This window comes from Mycobacterium sp. NGS15 (assembly GCF_059813245.1).
This window is the reverse complement of record NZ_JCALEF010000001.1, coordinates 144,912-168,011: the sequence shown is the minus strand read 5'-3', so window position 1 is coordinate 168,011 and position 23,100 is coordinate 144,912. Positions and strand designations below refer to the sequence as shown.

Genomic DNA, 23,100 nt, shown 5'->3' with positions numbered 1-23,100 from the left:
GCATTGATACAAGAGCGTTATCGGATGCACCGGTGAGGCTACGATTTTCACAACAGCCACATTGTTAACATCCTGCGATGCAAGACTGGTCGGGGACTAACAGCTTTCTGCGCTCCTCACGCTCGGTAACCCGGCGTGACGCGCTGCGCTACGCCACAGCCGTGTCGGCACTGGCTGGGCTGGGTGCGGCATCGCTCGGTGCCGGCACACCGACGGCGTCGGCCGCCGCTCCCACATTGATCGACTTCGCCATGCGACAGATTCCGGCGGAGCACATTAAGGCCGCCGGACATGCAGGGGTAATCAATTACGTCTCCACGTCACGTCCCGGCTCCTCCATGGGCGCCAAACCGATCACGCGGCCCTACGCTCAGGCGCTCACTGCGGCCGGGCTGGTGATCGTCAGCAATTTCCAGTACGGAAAGCCCGGCGGGACAGCGCCTTCGGACTTTACGCGCGGATTCGCCGGCGGCGTCGAAGACGCTCGCACCGCCTGGCAGCTGCACACTGCCGCGGGCGGCGGACAGAGCGCACCGGTCTTCTTTTCCGTCGACGACGACATCAACCGCGACACCTGGAATGACGTTGCGCTGCCGTGGTTTCGGGGCATCAATTCAGTGTTGGGAGTGCAGCGCACCGGCATCTACGGGGGTGTCAATCCGTGCCAGTGGGCCGCCGCCGATGGCGTGATCGGCAATTCGCGCTCCCCCGGCCACGTGTGGGCCTGGCAGACCCGGTCCTGGTCTCGCGGCCAGGTCTTCCCGGGCGCGGTCCTCTACCAACGCATCGTGAGCACCGCATCCAATCCGGGCCCGGTTGTCGGCGGGCTCGAAGTCGACGTCAGCGACGCCCTGGCCCAGGATGTCGGCCAGTGGAACTTCCATCAGTGACGTCGTATTCGATCAACCCACCACACGCTGGTGGCTGTCGGCGAGGTCTCAGACGGCCACGCTGTTACTCGCGGAGCGCAGCCGCGCGATGATCCCGTCGAGGTCGAGAACGAACATGTCGGGCCGGAAGACGTGGCCACCGGGCTCCTCACGAAACTCGTGTGGGATGTCGGCGTCGCTGAGGCGTCCGCGGAACTCCCGCTGGCCGGCAAGCACCTGGGTCTCCTGCACGGTGTCGAACCAGTTGACCGGATCCGGACTGGTACCCGCGACGAGGAAAATCCGCTTGTTTCGGTAACTCTCGATCCGTTCGACCGGGTTGTCGGCACTGACTCGGGCCTCGTCCCACGGCACGCCGTAGACGGTTGCACCGCCCAGTTCGACGGCGGCAGAACTTAGGTTCGCCCAATGCACGACGAGGCCCCCGTCCCGGCGAAGACTCGCCGGGCCGGAATGGCTACTCACCGAGGCGAAGTGGCCGTAATACTTGGCCGCGTACTTCAGCGCACCGAACCCACCCATCGAAAACCCGGTAACCGCGCGGCCGTCGTACTCAGCGTATGTTCGGAAGTTCGCCTCGATCCACGGAATCAGCTGGGCCATGTGGAACGTCTCCCAGTTTCGTGGGCCGACGAACGAGCCGACCGGGTTCGAGTACCAACCCGCCTGCCCGCCGTCAGGCATCACCACGATGATCGGTTTTCCAGCGGTCAGGTCGCGGATGCCCAAAAAGTCGAACTGGCGGAAGTCCGCGGCGCCGCCGTGGAGCATGTAAAGGACCGGATAGGTGCGTCCACTGGTGCGATAGTCGTCGGGAAGTAGGACATTGACGCCGGGGTTCCAGCCGATCGCGTCGGTCCGGAACCGGTAGTACCACAGGCGCGGGTCGTCCTCATTGCGGTCCACGATCGTCAGCCCAAACCCGTCACTGCGCCCGAGAAATACGACCAGTACCCGTCCCACGTCCATGGCAGCGGGATCGGCAATGCCGTTGACGGCGGCAATCAACCGATACAGCTCCGCATCACCATAAAAACGCAACGCCAACGCCGACAACGTGTCTCCCGCAACCACCGTGTATCTCGTGGCATCGGGAATGACCAGCCGTTGCCCCACACCAATGGCGGCAGGATCGGCGATCCCGCTGGCGGTGGCAATCAACCGATACAGCTCCGCATCACCATAAAAACGCAAGGCCAATTGCCACAGTGTGTCGCCCGCAACCACGGTATGTGTTCTGACCATTTGACTCACCCCTCACGTTGAGACTGGCCCCAGCTACCGCCAGTGAAGACGGCCGAGCTGACACCATCAATTGTAGGCGCCTGAGAGTGGAAAAGCTTGAGTTACAAGACATCACATACCCGGCGTAGAATTCAGATACGCATCGGACTTCGGCGTCCGCACCGCGTGTTCGATCGCGTTGACGGTTGGCATTCCACTGTTACCGACGACGCGGGGAAGGACCCGCTATGCCGCAGACGGGACCTTGGACCGGCGATCCGGTCTGGATTGTCGACATCCTGCGCGCCGAGGGAGTCAACCCCATCGAATATCCCGGCTGGCGTAGCCGCGGGCACGGCGACTTCAAAGATATTCGCGGTGTCATGGTGCACCACACCGGATCCGATAACACCAGCGCCGCCTCGATCGCCCAGGGTCGCCCTGACCTTGCGGGGCCGCTGTCACAGCTGCACATCGCGCGGGATGGCACGGCGACCGTGGTAGCGGTCGGCGTTGCGTGGCACGCGGGCGTGGGCATGTATCCGTGGTTGCCGACCAACATGGGCAATTGGTACCTGATCGGCATCGAATGCGCCAACACCGGTACTAGTCCTACCGCTCCGCACCGCCAGAATTGGCCCGACGCACAATACTTCGCCTTGGTCAATTGCTGTGCGGCGATCAACCGGCGGCTGGCGCAGACCTCCGCCCGCACGATCGGGCATAAAGAATATGCCGGTCGCGCCCAGGGTAAGTGGGATCCGGGGGCTATCGACATGGATATCCTGCGACACGACATCCAGGACCAGATCGGCCACGTTGCCAAGCCTGCGCCGACACCGAGACCGCCCGTGCCAGTAGGTGAGTACGCCGATGTTCTGCTGTTCGGCAGCTCCAGAGGGCCGCAGGTCGCCCGACTCCAGCGCCGTCTCAACGAGCAAGGCCCCCGCCTGGTGGCCGACGGGATCTTTGGCCCGAACACCGAAGCTGCCGTTAAGGAGTTCCAGCGCCGGACGCGTGGCCTCAAGACGGACGGTGTCCTTGGGCCGGCCACCGCTGCTGCCCTGAGGTTGAATGCGGAGCCCGGGCCGGAGTAACAAATGCCGCCATCCACGTGGGCGCCCTGGCGTCGCTCAGCCCGGCTGGTTTGGCCACTACCGCGGGCGTAATCCGCGGAGGTGGGAATTCAGATGGTTCCTGCTGTGGCGGTGGCGACGAGCATCCCTAAGACTGCGAGCGTGATTGCCAGGAGCGCAAGTTCGCGTGTGCGGGTGAACACCGCGGCCATGACCAGCAGCCGGAGGATGGGGACGGCGATCAGCACGGTGATTCCGGTGCCGATGGTCGCTGTGCTGGCGCTTGCCCAGGCTGTGTAGTGCATGATCGCGCCGGCGGCGATGATCAGGCAGCTAACGCCACTCCCGATACTCATCAGAAGGTATGTCGCGCGGTCCGGTTGGTCTGCGGGCGCCCCCATCACGCTCCGACTCGCAGGGCCTGGACAGTCATAACGCCCGCGAGGGCCAGCAGAACCAGGATGAGTATGGCCCGCAGGATGCCACTGGGTAGTCGTGTCAAGACCGGCGCCCCGCAGATTGCGCCCGCTACCGAGCCGAGCGTGATGGGTGCGGCGAGGTCGAGTCGGAGGTCGCCGTGCAGAAGATGGGCGGCCGCACTGCCCGCGGCGGTCACACCGATCATGAGATTGGCTGTGGCAGAAGAGACTTTAACGGGCAAGCGCAACGCCGAATCCATGGCGGGTATCTTGAGAACGCCGCTGCCGATACCCAGAAGTGCCGATAACAGTCCAGCACCGAACATCAACGTCAGACCAAGCGGTAGTCGGTTGACCCAATAGGTGACGGCGCCTTGACCTTGAGCGCCAGGATAACTCGCGTGTAGCCGCAGTCGTGTTCCCCATGAGCTCGCAGCGGGGGCATGCGGGCGCGTCGATGCTTCTCTGCCCGTGAACATCTGCCACGCCGAGATGACCATGGTGACCGCGAAGAGCAAGTACAGTAGCCGGTTCGTCAGCAGACCAAGCAGTGCGACTGCGGCGAAAGACCCTGAAACAGTTGCTGTTTCCAGGACAACAGCCAAGCGCATGTTGGTCAGTCTTGCCGACAGGAATTGCGGGGCGCTGGCGCAGGAGCACGCCACGACGGAGACCAGACTCACCGCAACTGAGGTGGAGAACGGTACGTGCATGTACGTAGTCAAAAGGGGGACAACGAATATTCCTCCGGCCATTCCCAGGGCGCTGCCCAGTGCTGCTGCGGCCATCGCCGCGGTGAACAGCACTGCCGCCGTAGCGGGATTCAACGGGCTCCCGCGGGGTTGCGCCGCAGTCTGGTCACGAAGCTGACCGCATCGCCGCGGTAGTGCAGCCTCTCGTAATCCACGGGCTTAGCGCCGACGGTGAAAGTCGTTCTGGTAATCAGAAAGATGGCACTGCCGATGGGTATCTCAAGCATCGAAGCGACATGAGCCTCCGCTGCAACAGCCTCTAGCTTGTAGGTGGCGTCGACTAGAGGGATGCCGTACTGCTCCTCGAGCAGAGTGAAGACAGGATGAACCTCAAGATCGTGCTGGACGACTTGAGATCCCAGGTCATGCGTCAGATAGGTCCGATCGAACGATAGTGGCCTGCCGTTGCCCAACCGCACCCGTTCGAGAACTGTGACGGGCGCCCCTACGTTGACCTGCAACGCCTCGGCAATCTCGGCAGTAGCCTCGGCTGTTCGCGTGCTCACCACTCGCGCGGTCGCCCGGACCCCGGCGTTGTCCATGTCCTCAACGAATCCGCGCAGCTCTGTCAATGGCTGCTCAATCATGGGCTCAGCTGCAAAAGTGCCTACCCCGTGCCGGATCTCGACAAGTCCGCGTGCCGACAGGTTCTGCATCGCACGACGGACAGTGATCCGACTTACCTGAAACCGCCCGATAAGCGTGTCCTCCGTAGGCAACCGCGTGCCAGGCACCAGTTCTCCGGAAAGAATGCTCTCTGCCAGTTCCTGCTCTACCTGGGCATACAGCGGCAGCTTCTCCGAATGCACGGTCACCTAGATATTATAACGTCATAATGACTTGCCCACGTCAATCGTGAAACCCCTATATGGGCACCTCTCCCGCCGACACGCCGAACCAACCACACCGGCTCAAGCCAATGTCGCATATGACGCCCGTACGACATCAGCGGCGCGAATATGCCACGGGATCTGAGACCCTACAGCGGCTTGTAGGTTCTGAATCCTTCTTTCAAATGCGCAACAGCCTGACCTCGCACTTGAAGTTGTCCATTCCCACGGACTCACCGCCGAAATCTCAGTGTTCACTTCAATTCCTACGCGCATCCTCACCAGCGTCTTAGAACAGCCCGCTTATTCTGCAGCTCCACGCTCGATCCTGTCGGCCTGCGCGACACCTATACGTCACGTGACGGATATCGGATCTTGGTGGGATTCTGCAGAGAATCGCCGCTCAAGAGGTAACGGACGTACACCGCGAGCCTCTGCACGATGGCCGCTCCCCAAGGAGGGAGATGGTGGAGGCCGCGGCGTAGCCTTCCGTGTATTCCACGCACGGTCACCGACAAAGCCACCACGCGCTGGTTGTCGGCGGCGATCCGGGCCGACGGAGATTGTTCCGTTTCGATGGAACGGATCGGCACCAGTGTGTCGTGAGATAGGTATGACCATCATGTCTGAGGACACCGAAACTGCCAGTCCAAATGACTACGACCGTTACGAGCCCGGCCGTGACGTCCTGTTAAGCCCTAATCACGAACACGGCGGCTCTGACAGTTATCCCCGCATGTGGAGCATGTCCGCGGCAGCGGCGTTCTTTCAAGCGGTGATACGGCCGGATGTTCCCCAACGTCCCGAATTCGTGCCCATTCCCATGCCGGCAAGCCCCTCAGCCGATCTCGATACCTACGGCGCCAGGGTCTTCTCAGTGGCCCGCTGGAACACCCTGTGGGAGGCTGCCCAGTACCGTCGGCGATTCTTCAGAGACGCTAGTGATCCCGACGCCCAAGACTGGGAACATCTTCCTGCCGATCTCACACGAATCGCCGACCTTGGTGACAACAACATCGTGTTCATTCCTCGTACCGAATCCCGGTACTACGACTACGCACCCCTTTTTCATTTACTGCCCCGCACGACCCTCGACCGGTTCGGGCTACCACTACTGCACGCCGGTCAATGGCCATTCTGGGCTGAACTCACCAGCCCAGACCCGTACCTGCCCTCCGACTTCCATCAGCGCCTCACCCGAGCCTGGGGCGCCACCGTCTGGCGTCACCTCATGCCCAGCTCTCCCGCCTCGGGATTCACCAAAGACGACCCAGTCCGGATCCTGGCGCACAACCTCGATTTCTGGCTTCCCGCCGTCACCGAAGCGATCGAAGATGAGATGCGAACCTGGCCGCTCGTCGAGACCGGCATCACATCAGGCCCGGTACAGCTGAATAACGGTGAAATCCTAGAAGGAGTTACCGCAGCTGCCCCGCGTAAAGGCGCCGATATCTGGTCGGGTGAGTCCGAAGCCGCGTACTTCGTCGAACGCACCATCGAAGCTGCCGACCGGACCGGCCGCCTGCGCGGCATTCTCGACGCCGTGCGCTCCCACCGAGTTCACGACGACTTCTCAGACCGATGGTCACACGCCAGAGAAGACTTCGAACGCAAGCTCAACCACACCCGATCCAAAATCAAGTCACCTTCATCGAACTCGAGGACACCGTCCCGGTCCATGGACCAGAGACCGAGATCGTCGGTCAGCTCGCCTGCAGCGACTTCCTCACCCTCCTCAACCCAAAAGATCGCGAAATCGTCGTTGTGCTCCGCAACGGCGTTACCTCTCTCACCGAAGTCAGCCAGATCCTGGGGTACAGCAATCACAGCGCGGTATCCAAACGGCTCGCGCGTATCCGTGAACAGGCCGCCCGCTTCTTCGACACAACCTGAAGGTAAGCTCATCAACGTTGCTGGACTGAGCCCGGTAACCCCGGGCTTGGCACTCGCCATGGTTGTGGTGGCTGTACTACTCAACGTCATTCCCAACATGTTCTCTCGGTTTCGAGACAGCAAAAGGAAGGAGGCGATGCGTATGAACAGTGACTTCACGAAAAGCGTCGCGCTAACCGCATCTACATCTGTTGGATCACCTTTGATGACAAACATCGCCGCCGCAACTGTAGTGCCGAGCTGAGCCCAGCAACACTCCAAAACGCATAGGACCGCGCAGACCGCCATTCGAGAGGGTTTGCGCACTAGCCACGATGGAGAATTCGCTCAGTGGGCGACAAAGGCTGGGTATCCGTTGCGACATACTTCCAGGCGTCCGTATCAGTCCGCCACGATCATCGTTACTGAACAGGGAACGCTCAGAGCCCCACGAAGCACACCATCTCATCGATCTGACACATAGCAGCTGGTCGGCAATATTTTGACGGGGTGCTCTCTCGTTGTCTTAGTTGTTCTGCGCGAGGCCACCGAGCGCTAACGCTCCTTCGGCCCTGTCCAAGAGCTCGTCGTAGGTGATGACACAGACTCTGCTCAGGTGACTGTTATACGTGCGGATTGCCTCCAGTATTTCTTTACGGTCGCAGTCCGCCGAGACAAAAGCCGTGTGCCCGATAACAACCGTGATCGATGCTCGCCTGCAATCGATTTTGAAGACGTTGAGGATATGATCGCGCTGTTCATCCAAGCTTCGAAGGTAGTTCATCGCTTGCCCCACAGCCTCGTTCACACGTGCGCCGACCACCAGCTCCCCATTCTTGCCCCGGCGGCGCACAAGCTTTCCGATCTCAGCTTTCTTGAGTTCGACGGCGTGCAGCGACCCGTCAGGCCGGATCAGTGACATATCCAGTTGATCCAGAGCGGTAAGGCGCCTGCGCGCAGTCCCAGATAGGTACTCGCCACCGAAGACCCACGGCATATCCTGCAACAGCTTCTGAATATCGTGTTCAACACTGGTGGGCGATTCGACAACCGAGCGCAGCTCAGCTAGCGCTCGGCGTCGCTGCGTGAGCTGGATGAGCGCTGCCACACTCTGTGCGTCTCCGAGCGCTGCGATCGACTCCGCAGCGCCCTGATCGCATTCCAAAACTGAACGGAGCCTACGGATTAAAGTGGGTTCATTACCGGACTTCTCGACATAGACCGTCCCAGACGCAACCCCGCGGCCATCGACGACTACCCGATGTTCAAGAGACAGCCCGATAGGACGTCCGCGCATCTCGTCCTCTGCATCCGGTTGGATGCCGCAAGCACCGACTGGATGCAGCCGTAGCACGGGCGCTTTACGCTCCCACGCCTTCCCCCTGCTGTTGACGCCGCGATCAACGACTTCCCATCGGTCGATCGGATGTCGTTGCGCGACCTCGTACTCTCCGCAGTAGAGGTATCCCTGACGAACTTTCTGAAACATCCGCACCGGCACGCCCTGATTGACATGGTCGAGCACCAACAGGTTCTGGTCCGCCCACGGAGACATATCCTCAACAGCTCCCAGTAACTGCACGGTCCCGTCCTGCTGAAGGCCCGTGCCCTCAGGGCTCTCCGAGCCCGGGCGCAAGAAAATCATGAGATTCGGCGTCGTAGCACTTGAGGCGATCCGGGCCCTCCCGTTACCCCCGTACACGGCATGTATTTGATGCCGGGACTTGACGATGTTGCCCGGCTCAATATGCCATCCCGTGGGCCATTCCAGCGGCGGCGGTACGTGTTTGACCAAACCACTCAGCTGACGCCAGCTCCCCCCATCGATCCGAAGAGCGGAGGTTCCCGCGGTGGGATTCCTCCACTCGTATCCCCCAGCAGGCACCTGACCGATGATCATGTCTAATTCACTAAGCTGGAGGTAGTCGCTAGTCAACGGAGTGCTCATCAACCGGAACCGGTATTTCACCTGAGCGCAGCAGTACGCATAGGTCGGCTCAATATCTTGGCGGCTCAATGCCCTTTGGGTCACACTACTGTCGCTTTCCACGGGGACCGTCTCAACGATTGTCCCGATCGCAACGATCGCGCCGCCGTACTTAGATCGCCAAAGCACCACCTGGTCTCCCGTCGTGGCTTCAAGCGGAACGACCACCGGTGGTAGCAGCATCCCCTGAGCCTGATCGGGCCACCGCCGTCGCCGACGCCTAGCGACTGATTCAGCCAAGACCAGCCAACGGTTCACGTTGCCCTCCCTCCTTAGATGCCCACCGAAAAGTGCAGGCCCCTTGATTGATACAACCAGCAGACCGCAGGACAGCGATTGGCGCTCACGAAAACCCTGTCCAGGGACCTACAGCACAACCGTCACGCGCACAACGATGAACCAAGTTCAAGAATGCGGGCGAGAGGGCGGGCAGATATTCCAATCTCACCGCAATGGCCTCATCCCGAGTTGGCTTCGAACAGCCCCTGAACAGAGGCACCCCGAGCCGTTGGTTCCTCACGTGGCCTGCGCCCTTCGTATCCGTGCATCCAAATCCGCGGCGGCCATAGCCATGTGTCGCGGGCACGGTCGATCAGAGAAACCGCAAGCCTGCAGGTACTGCTGGAGTGGCATAACCCCCACCTGTCGCCACCCTCGGATCAGGTTCACTACTTCGAACCCGGGCGTCTCCGCTAGCCCTTCGAGCAGCATGAGATCGGAGACCGAAATGACAGCGGGCGTTAGCATTCTGCCCTCATATGCCGCCATCATCTCGCGTGCACAGAGCGCAATGAGCATCATCGACATCGGCGTGCTCGGTAGCCCTACATCTGGCACTACCACGAAGGGGGCGAACGTCATATCCGTGAATGATGCGCCATCCCAGCCTCGTTCGATCAGATGGTCGATCACGGATTCGAACTGGCGGGCCTTCTTGCTTGTCAGGAACGCTTCGAGGTTGGAGGCGAAGTCCTCTCCACTGCCCACACCCTCAGCAAGCGGAGACTGCAGTGGGCGGTGAGTCGCGTCGATGAGCCACGTGAACCGATTGTCGGTTGGCAGCATCCAATCGCACGCTTTCGGTCGCTGCCCCTTCTTCACGGTCCATGCGTCCTGCATTTCCTCTTCGCCAATTATTGAATCGAATACCGTGCTGTGATTAGCAATTCGGTCGACCATGCGGCCGACGATTTGCTCAAATTGATGCTTGACTGCATCTTGAAACTGCTTTGCTCGCTGTGGCTTCCCCTGTTCTATGAAGCCCTGTTGGACATCGAACTCGGGAGCGTTCCCGAAGAACCGGTCCATGCCCCACTGAGCCCGAAGTGCGAGCACGGTGCTGTCGCCAAGATCGAGGAGCGGGTACCGCGTGAACGTGTACCGCTGTGATCGCACGTCGCCGCGCTCCCGATCTCGCTGCGACATAGTGCGGAACTCATCCAGGTCGCGGACCATGTTCCGCCGAACGTACTGCACCACTTCGTCACTGACACCGTGCTCGCTGAGGACGCCCAGGTCCAACCGTGGGCATCCAGCCCGCAGAACGTGCGTGATCACGTCGCCTGCCAGTAGGAACTCATCCATGCTGATCCCGGTGGCTTCACGGAAAGTGTCGGCGGGAGTATCACCAAGCTCGTCCCTAACTTTCTGCGCCCATGACTCGTACCAGAATTCGTAGGTCATGCACTTCATGTGTTCGGGCAACCGCGAGGCATTGAACATCACCGAGGCCGCCTCGTCGACCGCCATTTCGTTGGCGAACGCTATGAGCTCGCTCTCTGGCATGGAGCGCATCTCGGCGTCGACTCGGTGAATGTCCGCGTTGAACCGAGCAGCCCAGCCCGCCGAGGCGCCATGCTCTTCATTCACTGATAACAGCAGCTGGAGCAGAGCATCGTCGTCCTTGACACCGAGCCGGGGCCCCTCGCCTGATTCGATTACCTCCCGCATTAGTCGCACGACTGTCTGTGGCGGCGCCAGCCGATGCCCAGCCGCGAGCTGCTGCCTCACCGGCTCGTACCACTGCGAATCCACGATGCGCATCGCCTCGTGCGGCAACGTCGCCAAACTGCCGAGCATCGCCACATCGAGCTCGGCTTGCATCTCGCCCAGCGCTACCAACACAGCCTTGCTGTCGATGCCCGAGAGCAGCTCAAGGCGGCCTTCCCGATCGAGCGGTACCAGGCCCACAGACGTCGCGGTGATCGTGTGCCGCACCATCCCGTACAACGCCTCCACGACACGCTGCGCCCCCGCAGGAAGGTCACTCATGTCAGGTAGCTCCATCGTCCCAGGTCGAACGGCAGGCCTGCCGGAAGACGTAGCTGCATTGCTATCCGACGGCCTTACACGCTTCGCAATACGCCGCCGCCGTCGCGCACGCTTTCCCTGCCGTTTCCCCACAACCGTTGATACTGACACTAAGGGCCGACAACCACCGCCGACCGGGAAGCGCCGTATCGAACAGAGCCCAGCAGATTGCCTCACGGCGTGTTGATCCACCCACTGTTCGCGCCTTTCTAATTCCGTCTCTGGGACTGCGCCAAGATATCGTCGAAGTCAGCACCGCTCATCAGCAACGGGGAGAAGTCAAGCAACCGATCATGACATCCGAATTTGACGTGTCGCCCTACGAATGCTTCTACCCACTGCTCCCTGAATGGGCACAGCACGAATACCAGGCCACGATCGCTGACAACATCGAATACATGGAAGGTCTCCAACGCGGAGAATTTCTGCCACGCACTCGTCGACCTGATCTGCAACGGTGGATCACATTGGCGCACAAAACTGCCCGGCTCTGCGACCATCTGCTGCACGAGCTCTCCCCTCAGGCCGCATTGACCGCCTGCTGGGTGCAGCTACCCGATGATCTGTTGACCGCGGTCGGTGATGCGGGGTCATTGAATCGTTTCCGTTGGGTGCTCGCTACCAGCGCGACCGGTGAGAGCACCGACGTCGACCTCCTTAAAAACTTCCTACGCCGGGCTGGCCGCTGGTGGGGCGCCACCGTGATGATCAACCGGCACAAGGATCGCGATCTTGACCAATCGCTGGCAGTCTCGGCCGCACCTGAGCGCGAACTGATGCAGCGCACTTCGTCGCTGGTCATTCGTTTCCATTGGGCCGCAGAGATGATCGCCACCGAGATCTGTAGACAAATCCAGTCCGACCCCGAATTCGCTACTCATCTCACCGATTTCACCGAACACAACATGCGGGGCTGCTTCGACAGCGCGGTCTACTACATGTCCATGCTCGATGCCCCACCGATACCGCACAACGCACCCGGTATGACCCTGGCCAAACACATGTCCGTTCGGGCCGGCGAAGCGAAAATGACATTCACTCAGGCCGTCAGCTCGATGAAGCTGGAGTCGCATCCTTGGGTCGAATTCGATCAGGGCCTGGTCCCGATGGCAACCACCAGCACCCTTATGGCCATGGATCGCGCCTTGCTGACTGCGGCCGAGACCGCACTGTGGCAGGCGGGTGTACGCAAGCACAAGATCACCAAGGGTGAGTTGTTTGAACGTGCTGCCCAGCAATGCATCATTGAGTCTTTAGGGTTTGGTGTCAGCACCCCGCCTCGGGAATGCACTATCCGGCTCGCCAACGGCAAACCCGATGTCGATGTCAGCATCCTCGCCAACGGCGTCGTGCAACTGGTCGGCGAGGTCAAAGCCATGGAGTCCGCAGATGCTATGGACAGCACTGGCAAGAACTTTCACATACAAATCGGAAAAGTTCACAAACAACTCACGCTGTGCCTGGACGCGCTGACCCGCGGCGTTCCCATCATTGACGGGGCAGACGGTGAGCACTTCGGCAACGCCGACACCGTCGGTCTGGGTATCGTGCTACACCCTTATGGCGGCACCTTGGGCGATCCTGAAATGATGGAGGTTCTTGAGCCAGAACACCGTCACTGGCGCGTAGCCACCGCCGAGTTGCACTCCTGGATTCTCATCCTGTCCGCGATGGAAAGCGTTGATGAACTTCGCGACTACCTGCAGTTCCGCAATACCCTCGTCGAACTCGGGGTCTATTTCGCCGAAGAATGTGATCCCGCACTGGCTTTCCTGGAAGGCCAAGCAGACCGGCTCCTCAATGAGTACCGGGCCGCTGCGGCGCTCTGCCCGCCCGAACGCAAGTTCAAGCCGATTCTCAATGGAATACAAGCTGATTCCGATGTCTCGCTGCGTCTTGCCCGCCCCGCCGGCTGGCGGCAGTGGCGCGAAATATTTAGTGTCGCAACCGCGTCGAATCCGTACCTGTATAGGCGTTGACAACGAAACCGGCAAGTATTCCAATGCGTGGTCCGTGGGTTCGTTGCGTTCACAGACCGCACGTGCCAGCTACCTCGGTCCGTTCGTTCATGCGGCGAATCGGTACCAGATGCACCACTGGCGCAGGTTAGGGCACGATGTGGAGAAGCCCGCTTTCGTCGGCCACGATATCCCTGTTGGCAACTCTGCGCGCCTTGGCCACGATCTTGCGGTACACCGGGTTTCGTTCCAGCTCGGCGAGTTTGTCAGGCATTTCAGAGACTGTCCGCGCGAAGATCAACGACAGGTTGCTACTCATTCTGGCCACATTCTCAACGGCGTTCGGCTGCTCAATGAACCCCGTCATCGCCGCGTCAGCTGACCCCTGGGCTCCCAAGCGGTAAACAGCCTGAACCGGACCGTCATCAGAAAACATCCGAAGCTGCACAATCGCGCCACGGCGCAGTGCCTGTTGGACACTTCCCTCCAGATTGGCTCCTACTGCACGTACGCCACCGGCACGCGCTATCTCAGGGAACTGCCCTCCCGTGGGATCGAGAAACTTTCCGTCGGCGATCAACACCACATGTCCGACAGTGCCTTCGCTTAAGTTGAAGGACGGATTACAGTCGCCGTAGCTGATCACACCGCCACGATCGCTGGCTACTTCGACACGAGCACCAACCACCTCCGGGTGAATCCCGAACTCCATGAGACTGGTCATGATGACCCAGCATGCCAATGTCGCCTGGTCGGCTTGCCGGATCGGTGAGCACCCCAAGTACGATTCCGCGAGCCCCAAGGTCGGCAGTAGTTCGGCAGGCATCGCGCGCAGCCGCTGCTCAGTCACTTCTGCAGACTCTGGAAATTCCTCCGGCACATACGAACCCAACCCCAGTACTATCTTCCTGCGCCCTGGCTTTCTCTTCGCAGCTCCTGATTTGCATCTCCTGGATTTCGCCATGATCAAAAGCTACCCAGGATCTCTGCGCACTGCCCGATAATCTTCCCCCACAGTACGAATGAACATCCTTGTGGCCCAGTGCAGGTGGACTCTTCGCCGCATATGAGCAGAAGAGAGGCGGCCGAATGGGCATTTGACGCTAGCCCGGGTCTGTCGGCTCCGCCATCTCAGATAACTAATGGCATCAGATTGGCGACCGGCGATGCGGTAGTCACCGTGTTGGACCACAATCGTGCCCCACGGGACGCTTTTGCACTATCCCGGTTCCTGTCGCGCGGTGAAAGAAGGTTTATGTAGATGACGTTCCTTGATGTTGTGACGTATCCGTACCGGGTTCCCTATGAGCATCTTTGGGGGCAAGTGCAATATTCGACGTTTTCGGATAAGGCCGCTGTATGGCTGCTTGTGTGGATGGCGGGAACGTTCACGGTGAGCATCGGGTTCATAGTGGTCCACGGAGTGATCTACTTTGGTGCCGACTATTTGCGTGAGCGCGCCAGACGGCTCGTTGCGGCAGCCTCCTTTGGGGCGCGCATTGAACAGCGTCGCCGATATGCGCGCTGGGGTGTGCGTGTCGACAGCTGGTTGCGCGATGCCCAACTGCACACGGTGTACCGGCGTGGCCTAGTGCCCGATCAGCCCCGAAAAGATCGCCTCGGCAAGGTGACACGCAGCGGCACCGGCGCTAGCGTGCTCATCACGATCTCAGGATCGGTGGCCACATTTGTTGCAGAAATCGGTCGCTGGCTGCTGACGTGGTTCGGTCTCTACAGCCTGGGCGCCACCGCATGGGTCACAGCCCAACCTCAAATCCGCTCAGCGGCAGCACGAATCAGTCAGAGCATCGGAGACAAACAACTACTGGGTTTGAGCTTCACGATCGCGGCATTTCTGATGCTCAACGCCATCAGCTGGCGGCGCCGGGGCCTTAGCAAGTGGCGTGCTGAGCACTTGGCCGCCGGATATGAGGACCTGGACAAAATTCAGGCTATCTTGCGCGAGGTGCGTCGTCTTGTTAGCCCAGCGATCACCCAATGGCACACCAACATGTCTCGGTCATGGCATCAAGCCCACGAAGACGGCCGAGAATGCAACAGATCCCCATTGCGCCTACCGCCACAGCCCATCTGGCCAGAAGAATTCGATCAGACCTACCAGGCCTGCGTCGCCAAACTCAACGAGGTCAACGAGGTCAACGAGATCAGCACCAAACGCGAAGGAAGTAATCCGCTATGGATCGTCACCCCGCGCAGTGCCTTCCTGATCACGCACTGGCCCGAAGACTACCTTGATGTTGAATTATTCAGTCCAACAACACGTGACAGCATCGCTGCATGTCTTCACCAAGCCGAAGCACTCTCATCGGCCTACTGGCAGGCGCTATCCGTTCAACTCCGTCTGGCCAGTCTTAACGCATACACCGGTGCCTTCGCCGTGATCAGTGATCTCGTCGTTGAGCCCGGGGTTCGGTACCTGGCAGCAATACGTTCAGTACACCTTGATCACGATGAGCAAGCCGGCACACTCGCCGAGGCGTCCACGACGTACGAATCGGCCCGCACTGCCGCCTGCGTGACCCTAGCTAATCAGCTTAGAGCTGTACTTGCGCAACAACTGTTGTGGTCGAAACTGGCAGGCCATCCCGAAGCCGATGATGACGTCGAGACCGAGGTGATCGAAGACTGCCGTGATGTCGAATACGGCTATGCCGAAGATGATGAAGACTTTGATGATGTCGCTAACACCGATGGACAACAACGAGCTGTCGGACCACTCGATGATGCCGACGATCTGCAGGATCAGTTCGCTACCGCCACTGCCACCGCCATCCCCAACGCAATCGTGGCTGCCTGCAACCGGCTTCGGCACGACCTCAACCCATTGGAAATACGTCGCCATCAACGCAAGGACGATTACTTGCAAGATCTTTGGGACAAACTGCCGCCCGAGCCAGCCATCGACCCGCAGATCGCGGACCGTAAAGCCATGGAAACACAAGTACAACACGCATTTCGCAGCGCCATCGCTGCCGCACGCCTATCACTTCGTACGGAGTTGGCCCCGCTGACAGAGGACGGACCCGCTCACCGCCTCTACCACGCCGGCCTTGAACGCGAAATCAGCAGGGGGTGCCGAACCGAGGCCGAACTTCGCCAGTACCTCGCAAGCGTTGACGCACATCTTCTTCCACGAACTACCTTGGGTCGGATAATGGCTGCCTTCAACCGGTAATCCACACCAATCGCTACCCGCCGAACGCTCAGTACCGAGACTGGCAGGCAGGCAGGCAAACTCGCTCGAGCATACCCTCGTAACTGGACACCCTCAACGGTGAATATCGAAACTGACGCTGTAGCTTTCTTTTACGACTTGCAGATGAGTCCAGCTGTCCACCGCATTGACGCCAGCCATTGAGCGGACGCTGTCCAGCAGCTCGACGAGTTGCCCCGCCGAGGAAGCCCTCAGGTTCCCCAACAGATCGAAACGGCCCAGAGTGCGCGCCACAAAGATCACCGAAGGCAACGCGGTGATCTTCTCGATCACCGCGTTGTGGTCGCCGGCCAAACGGACCCCGAAACCCAGCGCGGTCTGACGATCTTTTCCCGAATGCCGCACCACCGCCCCAATCCGCACGACCTGGGAAGCAATCAGACGCATCACCCGCCGGCGAGCACCGGCAGCGGAAATACCAACAGCTGCAGCAAGATCGACAAACGAGGCCCGTCCATCATCTTGAAGCACCTGCAGCAGAGCCAAATCGATCTGGTCTACCTGGATATCGACCTCACCGACCGGCCCCACCACATCCCGGACTACCTCGACATAGGTCAACGTATCAACTGCGACAACACCATCGAGTGCTCGCAAGTGACCGATCGTCCTATCCATATCCCAGGCACTACCGGCGCGCACTTCGACAACGACCCCATGTACGCCGGTCGTCACCGATACGAACGGGATATCGGCGCTTTGGGCGATCTTCCCGGCAATCAAGCTGGCGCGATCGTCAACAACCAGGCTCACGTGTGCCAGCCACCCGCGGCCGATCATCGCCGGATGCACCACGCCGCGTACGACGACCTCACCGCTGTCCAGCAGTCGCGTCAACCGTGCGGCCACCGTCGACCGGGACAAACCCACTGCTTCGGCGATCTACCGATGCGTCAGATGGCCGTCGGTCTCAAGCAACCCCACGATCTGCTCGTCGATTTCACTCATCAGCAACACCTCGATTAAAAATTGCTCGGAGTTCTTATAGCGCTATCGGGCCGGAGGAACCTTCACAGCATGCCCCTACATGAATCCTGACGAGGGGCAGTTCACGGCCTGTTTGGATTTCGCGTGGAGTGTGACCGATTGTCTTAGTATCGGGAAGGTCACGGCGGTGCACTCGGCCTGTGATGACACGTCGAAGCCGAACCGTGAAAAGCCGTTGAAGGTCATTTTGAACACCACCACGAACGCGGGCTGCGGTCCTACGGGCGGTTTCCCGCATGCGGTACGCAAATTCACGGTGTGCACGGAGACGCAGCGGTAGGGCTATCTGGTGTTGGGCTGCGGCTACCCCCTGTGCAGTGATGGGGGTCCCCGACTCTGCGGTGGTGGCTTTGAGCGCGTGCGGTCAGGCCGTTACATCGGCGGTGAAGGTAGTTCCCATCCGAGTTCTCGAACGAATTGCGCGATGTTCGCGCGTGCATGCTCGAATCTATTGGAGCCCAGGAAGCCTTCGCGAATGATGTCAGCAGCGATGCCCGCGTGCAGCAGAAGCAGCGCCCGCAGCAGCCACGGTGTTGCCGTCACCACAATCAACCACCGAAGGTAGGACAGCTCAAGGGGTTCCTTCTGGTGGTCCACGATGAGATGGTGCGCGAAGTCGTTACGCGCCTTGGTGATCTGCCCTGGGAGATCGGGGACGGACTCTTTGAGTTCGGGGATAACAGAACATACTTCGTTCACGATCTGTGTTGCCCGCATACGGAAGCTCACATCGGTGAGGAACTGCACAGATTCGGCGGCGGCGCTGGGGTCGATGCCATAGGCCTGGGCTTGGGCTTGTGCGGCTTCTCGAGCCGCGCTAAGGATCGCCTTTCTGGCTTCCTTGGGCAGTGCCGGGAACTTCGACTGCTGATAGGCCAACCTGCGGTGTAGACCCTCGACCAACGAGGTCAGAACAAGGGTCTCGGCCTGCAGCGCGCCTTGTATTGGCGAGATGACAGCGGCCGCCAGACCGTCTAGCCGATCGTTCATCGGGATCCAGCGGGCAATAACTTCCAATGTCAGGACTTCGCGAGGCAACAACGAATCCAGATTCGTTTGTGTTGCAGAGCAATTCAACGCATCGCTGAGCAACCGGCGCCACGGCTTGTCGGCCTGCACACGCAGCTCGATATCTTCGGCGGCCAGCGATGAGTGCAGGACCAGCCCCATTAACGCCCCAACCCCTGAAACCACGAGAGTCTGAAGGTGGCGCAGGGTGGCTGGGGCCGCTGGTGTGTAGACCAGCCAGTTGCCATCTTCTGATGCCTGGACACTCAGGGTGGCGCCGTCGGGATTGATTACGGTGCTGTCTTTATCGAGATGATCTAGCCAGTAGCGCTGCCCGAGCCGGAACCGTATGGCGTTGATCGGCTGGTCGATGTCGATATGTTCGCCCAGGACAGCGGTGTCAGCAGCGTACCGCGGCCTACCGAAGAACGCCTGGCCAGGACCGCCATGGTTGCGGGCGTTGAGCAAGGTGATCGGCTCACCGGTGTCGAGCTGGCCGTGCAATGTGATCGGCAAGAACGATGCGACCGAGTCCTCGGCTGAGCCGGTATAGCCGACACCGCCGGGAAAACGACGCACCTGCGGATCATCAACAAGGCCGTCCTGCAGTTCTACCTCAGGATCTTTGCCGGCGTGAAGGCTGAATTCACCGCGCACACATGGCTCGGGCGCTCCTGCGACCCAGAATGATCCGCCTGTAGCCTTCTGCATATTTTCCCCCTCATGTTCACCACTACCAGGCGCCTTGGGCGTTGGCCGTGATTTGACCCATCGACGATATCGGCCCACACGAACGCCCATTGCATGAGATACACCAGCTTGCACTGCTCTCGATACTGAGGTCCACGCATACATCACAGGCTGTCGGGCTGCACCACGTCACGCTGTTACTTCGTCACGTAATGACGTACGGATCACCGTAACTCTGGCCGGTATCGGCCCCCGGTGCTAGCACCGGCGATCTGTTGGGGGACAACGGTTTCTTGATAATTCGTGTCGATGTCCGACGCAGTGAGTTCTGTAGGGAGCCTGCCTTATCATTGGTTCCCGAGGCGCACGCACCTCCAAGAGGCTGTTGGCCCACGGCTGCTCCAGCGGGCTTGTCGTTGATATACAAGTTGCCTGCCAGCAATTCGGACACCGATGGCCCTGGCCCGGTAACTAGATTCATAACCCCGGTGGGGGTCCGGCGGCTTCAAGAAGTTTCATAGTCCAATAGGCTGCGACCGCCTGGTGCCAGCGGGCTTCCACACCACGGTGTTGTCTATCAGCGTTGGCGCTGTGGGCAGGTTTCCAGCGATCGCCGAGAAGTTGAAGGGCGTGATTGCGTAGATGAATCCTAGCTCTAGGCCTTAAGTACCTGCGATCAGATTGCCGCCGGCACCGCCCAGCGCGTTGAGCGCGAGCTGCCACGCTGAGGTCCCGAGGAATGCTGCTGTGCGCTTCAACTTGCTTCGTTCCTCGCGAGGTAAATCCTCATTCTCGGCGGCCCGCTGCAATTCCTCGATCAGCCCGTTAAGCAGTGTCTCGGGGGATGGCCATTGACCTACCACTCGCAACGCTTCGGCGGTGGGCGCACCCACTGCCCAAATCTGGCCGTTGTCGATGACCTGGGCGCCCACGAAGTACGGCTGCAGATTAAGCACCCGTAGCGCTCTCTGGACGGTCTCCTCATCAAATCCGCTGCGCTGCTGGAGTTCCCATAGCCCTATTTCGTCAGCGTCTCCTCCCTCATCGTGGAGATCGACGATGGCGCGCAGTACTGGCAGGTCGCGGATTGTCCATGTTTGTGTGGTCATTGACTTGAGTCCTCGTCGTCGGTTTCAGTCCCTCGGGGTGGCGCAGCTGATACATCGATGTCGGCGACCATGCCGCCTTGGAGGTGGCGGGACAGCACGCGATAGAAATCGACGTCTCCGCTATACCGAACACTAATTCCCGCGGTGACCGGTTCGATTCTTGAAGCTGTCTCTCCGACTTCCAGGTACTGCCCCGCGAAGAAGAGAGCTTCCTTACCGATATGGATAACCTTGCTACCCAGCGCGACTCGGGCCACCGCAATCCTCCAAGCCCACGCACCTGTACCTGCTTTGCGTTCACTAACACCTCAAACAGGTCTATTTCGTTTATACACACCCAACTGACGCCAAACGCGCAACCGCCTATCCACGTTTGGTAACGCCTCGTCCGCACCAACCCCGAGAGCTTGTCTCACTCTACGGCCGAGTTGCTTTCCCGCGTGTTGTGAGTATGCGAGGCTGCCCAGCATGGCGGATTGGTGGACTGTTGCTATTTCAGTGATGGGTAGCGGAGGCATCTCCGTTGGCATGTTTGGCCTTCTGAACGCACATTTACAAAGGCGCCTAACGACACAGGTCGAGAAGTCAAAGAATCAGACCTTGCAGCGACTCAAAGACATTGACGTGCAGATCGCCGAGGCTGACCGCAAGTCCGCACTGGCCCTACGCCGCGACGACTCTCGAATGACCACGCTGATGCACGTCAATCGTCTGGCCGCAGATGGACAAGCCCTCGCGTACAACGCGACCCTTGACTCACTGCCCGATGGGACTCCGCTGTACCCCACACAGGCCTACGCCAATTTAGGTGTGCGCCAAGCAGAAATGGCCCGCGATGCGGCCCGCTGGGAATCGGACGCCTACTTTTTCAGTCCAGACTTAGGGCGTGCCGTCACACACCTACGCGAGTGCGAGGAAAGACTGCGCTGGGAAGCCACAGAAAACCGCTCTCCAGAGGAAGCTTTCGATACTGACGAGCCTCACGTGACGGAACTGCGGAATGCCGCGTCCCAAGTTCGCGAACTAGTACAGACCATGTTCGCCGAGTGGGAAGGCAATCAACGCAACCCCGCGTAAGCCCACTGCCCGTTGCCAACCGACGCTCGAACCAAGCAACCAATCGCTACGCGACAGTAGAGATCCCGAGCCCAAGACTGCTGCCGAGACGAGGGTACGCAGAAACTCACCAGCGGTGCCCCAGCTGACCATCAGTGGCTCAAGCACGCTGTACCAGCGCATGCGTCAGGTCAGAAGCCGGCAGCCAGCCGCCGCATCTAACTGTAGATTCTCAGTTCCCTTGGCCAATATCGGTCCTCTGACCTGCCAGTTTTGCGGTTGGCTCGCGTTGTGGCCACTAGAGTTTGTCTTAGTTTCGTGGCCATTCTTCAGCTCGATCCTGGTTGGCGCGCCTGTTGCGTAAGCGCAGCCGACGATGCAACACTAGAAGCACGTGGATGGCCGTCTGCCGGTGGTTCAAGCCAGCACCCTCGTTTGAGGTTTGAGCCGGCCAGCACGCGCTAACCGAGAGCCGCCACCCACGGGTAGGCGGCTTTCGTTTTTGAATTCCAAGGATGCATCTTAAGTCCGTAGGACGTGATCGAACCGGCCTGGCGGCGGTACATCACGGGCTCCAGTTTCCTCAGGTACTGAGTCTGGACCGTTCCATCACCTTGCCTAGGGTTGAATGCTGCACCGGTGGCTGACGCGGCGATATCCGCGATTTGAAGAAGATCCACCCGATTTGGCTGGTCGATCTGCCCACCTGCGGGATCGAGGTGATTCCAGCTGATTTCGGTTCCCTGCTCCATAAGTCGGTACTCGTACTGCCGCAACTTCGACAGCTTGAAGTGCCGGACGTGCGCAAGTGTGTATCGGAGACCGCCCCCTCGCTGGCCATCGCGAGCTATCCACGAAAGCCGCTCCAGCAGGAACCGTAAGGTGTATAGGTACGCAAGATCCTGGTTCCACCTGCCGGGCTCCTCAGGTAAGTGGTCTTTGCATACGACGACTGAGCACACGCGGAACAACGACTTCTGTCCGCCCAACGCGGACGAAGCCAGCAGCCGCTTGTCGTGCTGGTTGTAGTTTTTCCAGTGCAGGGTGTCGCTTGGCCGCCGCCCAAGCCGGTTCCGCAGCGCTGCCACGAATGCCGTTGCCTCTGCTTGTTTGTCTGCCTGAATCACTACCGCCGACAGAATGAAATGCGGACTCGATCGCCCCGTCCGGGAGCGCTGGCCCGATTCATCGATGTAGGCCAGGTAGCCAGGTGTAGTCATGACCGAAACGCTAATCTGCTAACATGACAAAATAAGCCGGAGCTTGTCCATGAGCTGTTAGCGCCATGTGGATAGACCGGCCAATTACGTGGATCCGCGCTGGGGACAAAAGAATCCGTCGGGGTACACGTGTACGCTCCACGCCTCTCATTACTAACTCACAACCTGTGGATCACCAATCTGCGTATTTCAGTGCCACAGTCCGGGCGTGTCGCAGCTGCTAAAGGATCTTTCATATCCGTCTACGCGATCTGCCTGCGGAGCAGTGGCGAGGCCAATCAGCACAACCCCTCGTAAGCCCACACCACCCGTTACCGACCGACGGTCGAACCGAGCAACCGATCGCTAGCGCGACAGTCGAGATCTCGAGCCCAGCACTGCTAGCAGGACAAGGGTGCGCAGGAACTCACCAACGACTCCCCCGCTGGCCGTCTGTGTCTCAAGCACGCTGTACCAACGCATGCGTCAGGTCAGAGC

The 23,100-nt window shown here is 60.0% G+C and carries 19 protein-coding genes and 1 pseudogene; 5 read left to right on the top strand and 15 right to left on the bottom strand.

What is annotated here, in order from left to right; all coding sequences use genetic code 11:
- The first annotated feature begins 77 nt into the window (after positions 1-77).
- Positions 78-890: a DUF1906 domain-containing protein gene (locus AC5Y5C_RS00840; RefSeq protein ID WP_499968149.1), complete on the top strand. Its 813-nt coding sequence runs from the start codon at positions 78-80 to the stop codon at positions 888-890.
- 48 nt (positions 891-938) lie between these two features.
- On the opposite strand, the gene AC5Y5C_RS00835 is transcribed toward AC5Y5C_RS00840, so the two are convergent.
- Positions 939-2,135, bottom strand: coding sequence for an alpha/beta hydrolase-fold protein (locus AC5Y5C_RS00835; RefSeq protein ID WP_499968147.1), 1,197 nt, complete (start codon positions 2,133-2,135; stop codon positions 939-941).
- Between the two features lie 227 nt (positions 2,136-2,362).
- On the opposite strand from AC5Y5C_RS00835, the gene AC5Y5C_RS00830 reads away from it, so the two are divergent.
- Positions 2,363-3,211, top strand: a complete 849-nt coding sequence (locus AC5Y5C_RS00830) for a peptidoglycan recognition protein family protein (protein ID WP_499968145.1) — start codon at positions 2,363-2,365, stop codon at positions 3,209-3,211.
- 89 nt (positions 3,212-3,300) lie between these two features.
- Here AC5Y5C_RS00830 and AC5Y5C_RS00825 read toward each other — a convergent pair whose 3' ends face one another.
- From AC5Y5C_RS00825 to AC5Y5C_RS00790, 8 genes are all read right to left on the bottom strand, one after another.
- Entirely contained in the window at positions 3,301-3,546 is a 246-nt protein-coding gene (locus tag AC5Y5C_RS00825) for a DUF1634 domain-containing protein (protein ID WP_499968143.1), read from the bottom strand.
- A gap of 44 nt (positions 3,547-3,590) precedes the next feature.
- Positions 3,591-4,436 carry a sulfite exporter TauE/SafE family protein gene (locus tag AC5Y5C_RS00820; protein ID WP_499968141.1) on the bottom strand — a complete coding sequence of 282 codons (846 nt, stop codon included), beginning with the start codon at positions 4,434-4,436 and terminating at the stop codon, positions 3,591-3,593.
- Positions 4,433-5,176, bottom strand: a complete 744-nt coding sequence (locus AC5Y5C_RS00815; protein WP_499968139.1) for a GntR family transcriptional regulator — start codon at positions 5,174-5,176, stop codon at positions 4,433-4,435. The genes AC5Y5C_RS00820 and AC5Y5C_RS00815 overlap by 4 nt, the downstream gene beginning before the upstream one ends.
- Before the next feature lie 362 nt (positions 5,177-5,538).
- The gene (locus AC5Y5C_RS00810) at positions 5,539-5,784 is read right to left on the bottom strand and encodes a hypothetical protein (protein WP_499968138.1); all 246 of its coding nucleotides are present in this window, start codon (positions 5,782-5,784) and stop codon (positions 5,539-5,541) included.
- 815 nt (positions 5,785-6,599) lie between these two features.
- Positions 6,600-6,755, bottom strand: coding sequence for a hypothetical protein (locus tag AC5Y5C_RS00805; protein ID WP_499968136.1), 156 nt, complete (start codon positions 6,753-6,755; stop codon positions 6,600-6,602).
- Positions 6,752-7,300, bottom strand: a complete 549-nt coding sequence (locus AC5Y5C_RS00800) for a hypothetical protein (RefSeq protein WP_499968134.1) — start codon at positions 7,298-7,300, stop codon at positions 6,752-6,754. The genes AC5Y5C_RS00805 and AC5Y5C_RS00800 overlap by 4 nt, the downstream gene beginning before the upstream one ends.
- 289 nt (positions 7,301-7,589) lie before the next feature.
- Positions 7,590-8,588, bottom strand: coding sequence for a Shedu anti-phage system protein SduA domain-containing protein (locus AC5Y5C_RS00795; RefSeq protein WP_499968132.1), 999 nt, complete (start codon positions 8,586-8,588; stop codon positions 7,590-7,592).
- A gap of 978 nt (positions 8,589-9,566) precedes the next feature.
- A complete protein-coding gene (locus tag AC5Y5C_RS00790; protein WP_499968130.1) occupies positions 9,567-11,321 on the bottom strand; it encodes a hypothetical protein in 1,755 nt (584 codons plus the stop codon).
- Positions 11,322-11,653: 332 nt separating this feature from the next.
- Here AC5Y5C_RS00790 and AC5Y5C_RS00785 point away from each other — a divergent pair, with 332 nt between their 5' ends.
- Positions 11,654-13,339 (top strand): hypothetical protein, encoded by a 1,686-nt coding sequence (locus tag AC5Y5C_RS00785; RefSeq protein ID WP_499968128.1) that lies wholly within the window; start codon positions 11,654-11,656, stop codon positions 13,337-13,339.
- Between the two features lie 127 nt (positions 13,340-13,466).
- Here the strand turns inward: AC5Y5C_RS00785 and AC5Y5C_RS00780 are convergent, their stop codons facing one another.
- Positions 13,467-14,282, bottom strand: a complete 816-nt coding sequence (locus tag AC5Y5C_RS00780; RefSeq protein ID WP_499968126.1) for a hypothetical protein — start codon at positions 14,280-14,282, stop codon at positions 13,467-13,469.
- A gap of 627 nt (positions 14,283-14,909) precedes the next feature.
- Here AC5Y5C_RS00780 and AC5Y5C_RS00775 point away from each other — a divergent pair.
- A complete protein-coding gene (locus AC5Y5C_RS00775; protein WP_499968124.1) occupies positions 14,910-16,514 on the top strand; it encodes a hypothetical protein in 1,605 nt (534 codons plus the stop codon).
- 93 nt (positions 16,515-16,607) lie between these two features.
- Here the strand turns inward: AC5Y5C_RS00775 and AC5Y5C_RS00770 are convergent, their stop codons facing one another.
- The 4 genes and pseudogenes from AC5Y5C_RS00770 to AC5Y5C_RS00755 form a co-directional block, all read right to left on the bottom strand.
- Positions 16,608-17,417 carry a winged helix-turn-helix transcriptional regulator gene (locus tag AC5Y5C_RS00770; protein ID WP_499968122.1) on the bottom strand — a complete coding sequence of 270 codons (810 nt, stop codon included), beginning with the start codon at positions 17,415-17,417 and terminating at the stop codon, positions 16,608-16,610.
- Between the two features lie 495 nt (positions 17,418-17,912).
- Complete coding sequence (locus AC5Y5C_RS00765; protein ID WP_499968120.1) at positions 17,913-19,259, bottom strand: ApeA N-terminal domain 1-containing protein; 1,347 nt, start codon at positions 19,257-19,259, stop codon at positions 17,913-17,915.
- 418 nt (positions 19,260-19,677) lie between these two features.
- Positions 19,678-19,888, bottom strand: a pseudogene (locus AC5Y5C_RS00760) (aldehyde dehydrogenase family protein); the annotation flags it as partial.
- 12 nt (positions 19,889-19,900) lie between these two features.
- A complete protein-coding gene (locus AC5Y5C_RS00755) occupies positions 19,901-20,347 on the bottom strand; it encodes a hypothetical protein (protein ID WP_499968118.1) in 447 nt (148 codons plus the stop codon).
- A 600-nt stretch (positions 20,348-20,947) separates the two neighbouring features.
- Between AC5Y5C_RS00755 and AC5Y5C_RS00750 the strand changes: the two genes are divergently transcribed.
- Positions 20,948-21,424 carry a hypothetical protein gene (locus tag AC5Y5C_RS00750; RefSeq protein WP_499968116.1) on the top strand — a complete coding sequence of 159 codons (477 nt, stop codon included), beginning with the start codon at positions 20,948-20,950 and terminating at the stop codon, positions 21,422-21,424.
- Positions 21,425-21,864: 440 nt separating this feature from the next.
- On the opposite strand, the gene AC5Y5C_RS00745 is transcribed toward AC5Y5C_RS00750, so the two are convergent.
- A complete protein-coding gene (locus AC5Y5C_RS00745; RefSeq protein ID WP_499968114.1) occupies positions 21,865-22,623 on the bottom strand; it encodes a DUF3800 domain-containing protein in 759 nt (252 codons plus the stop codon).
- Positions 22,624-23,100: the final 477 nt, after the last annotated feature.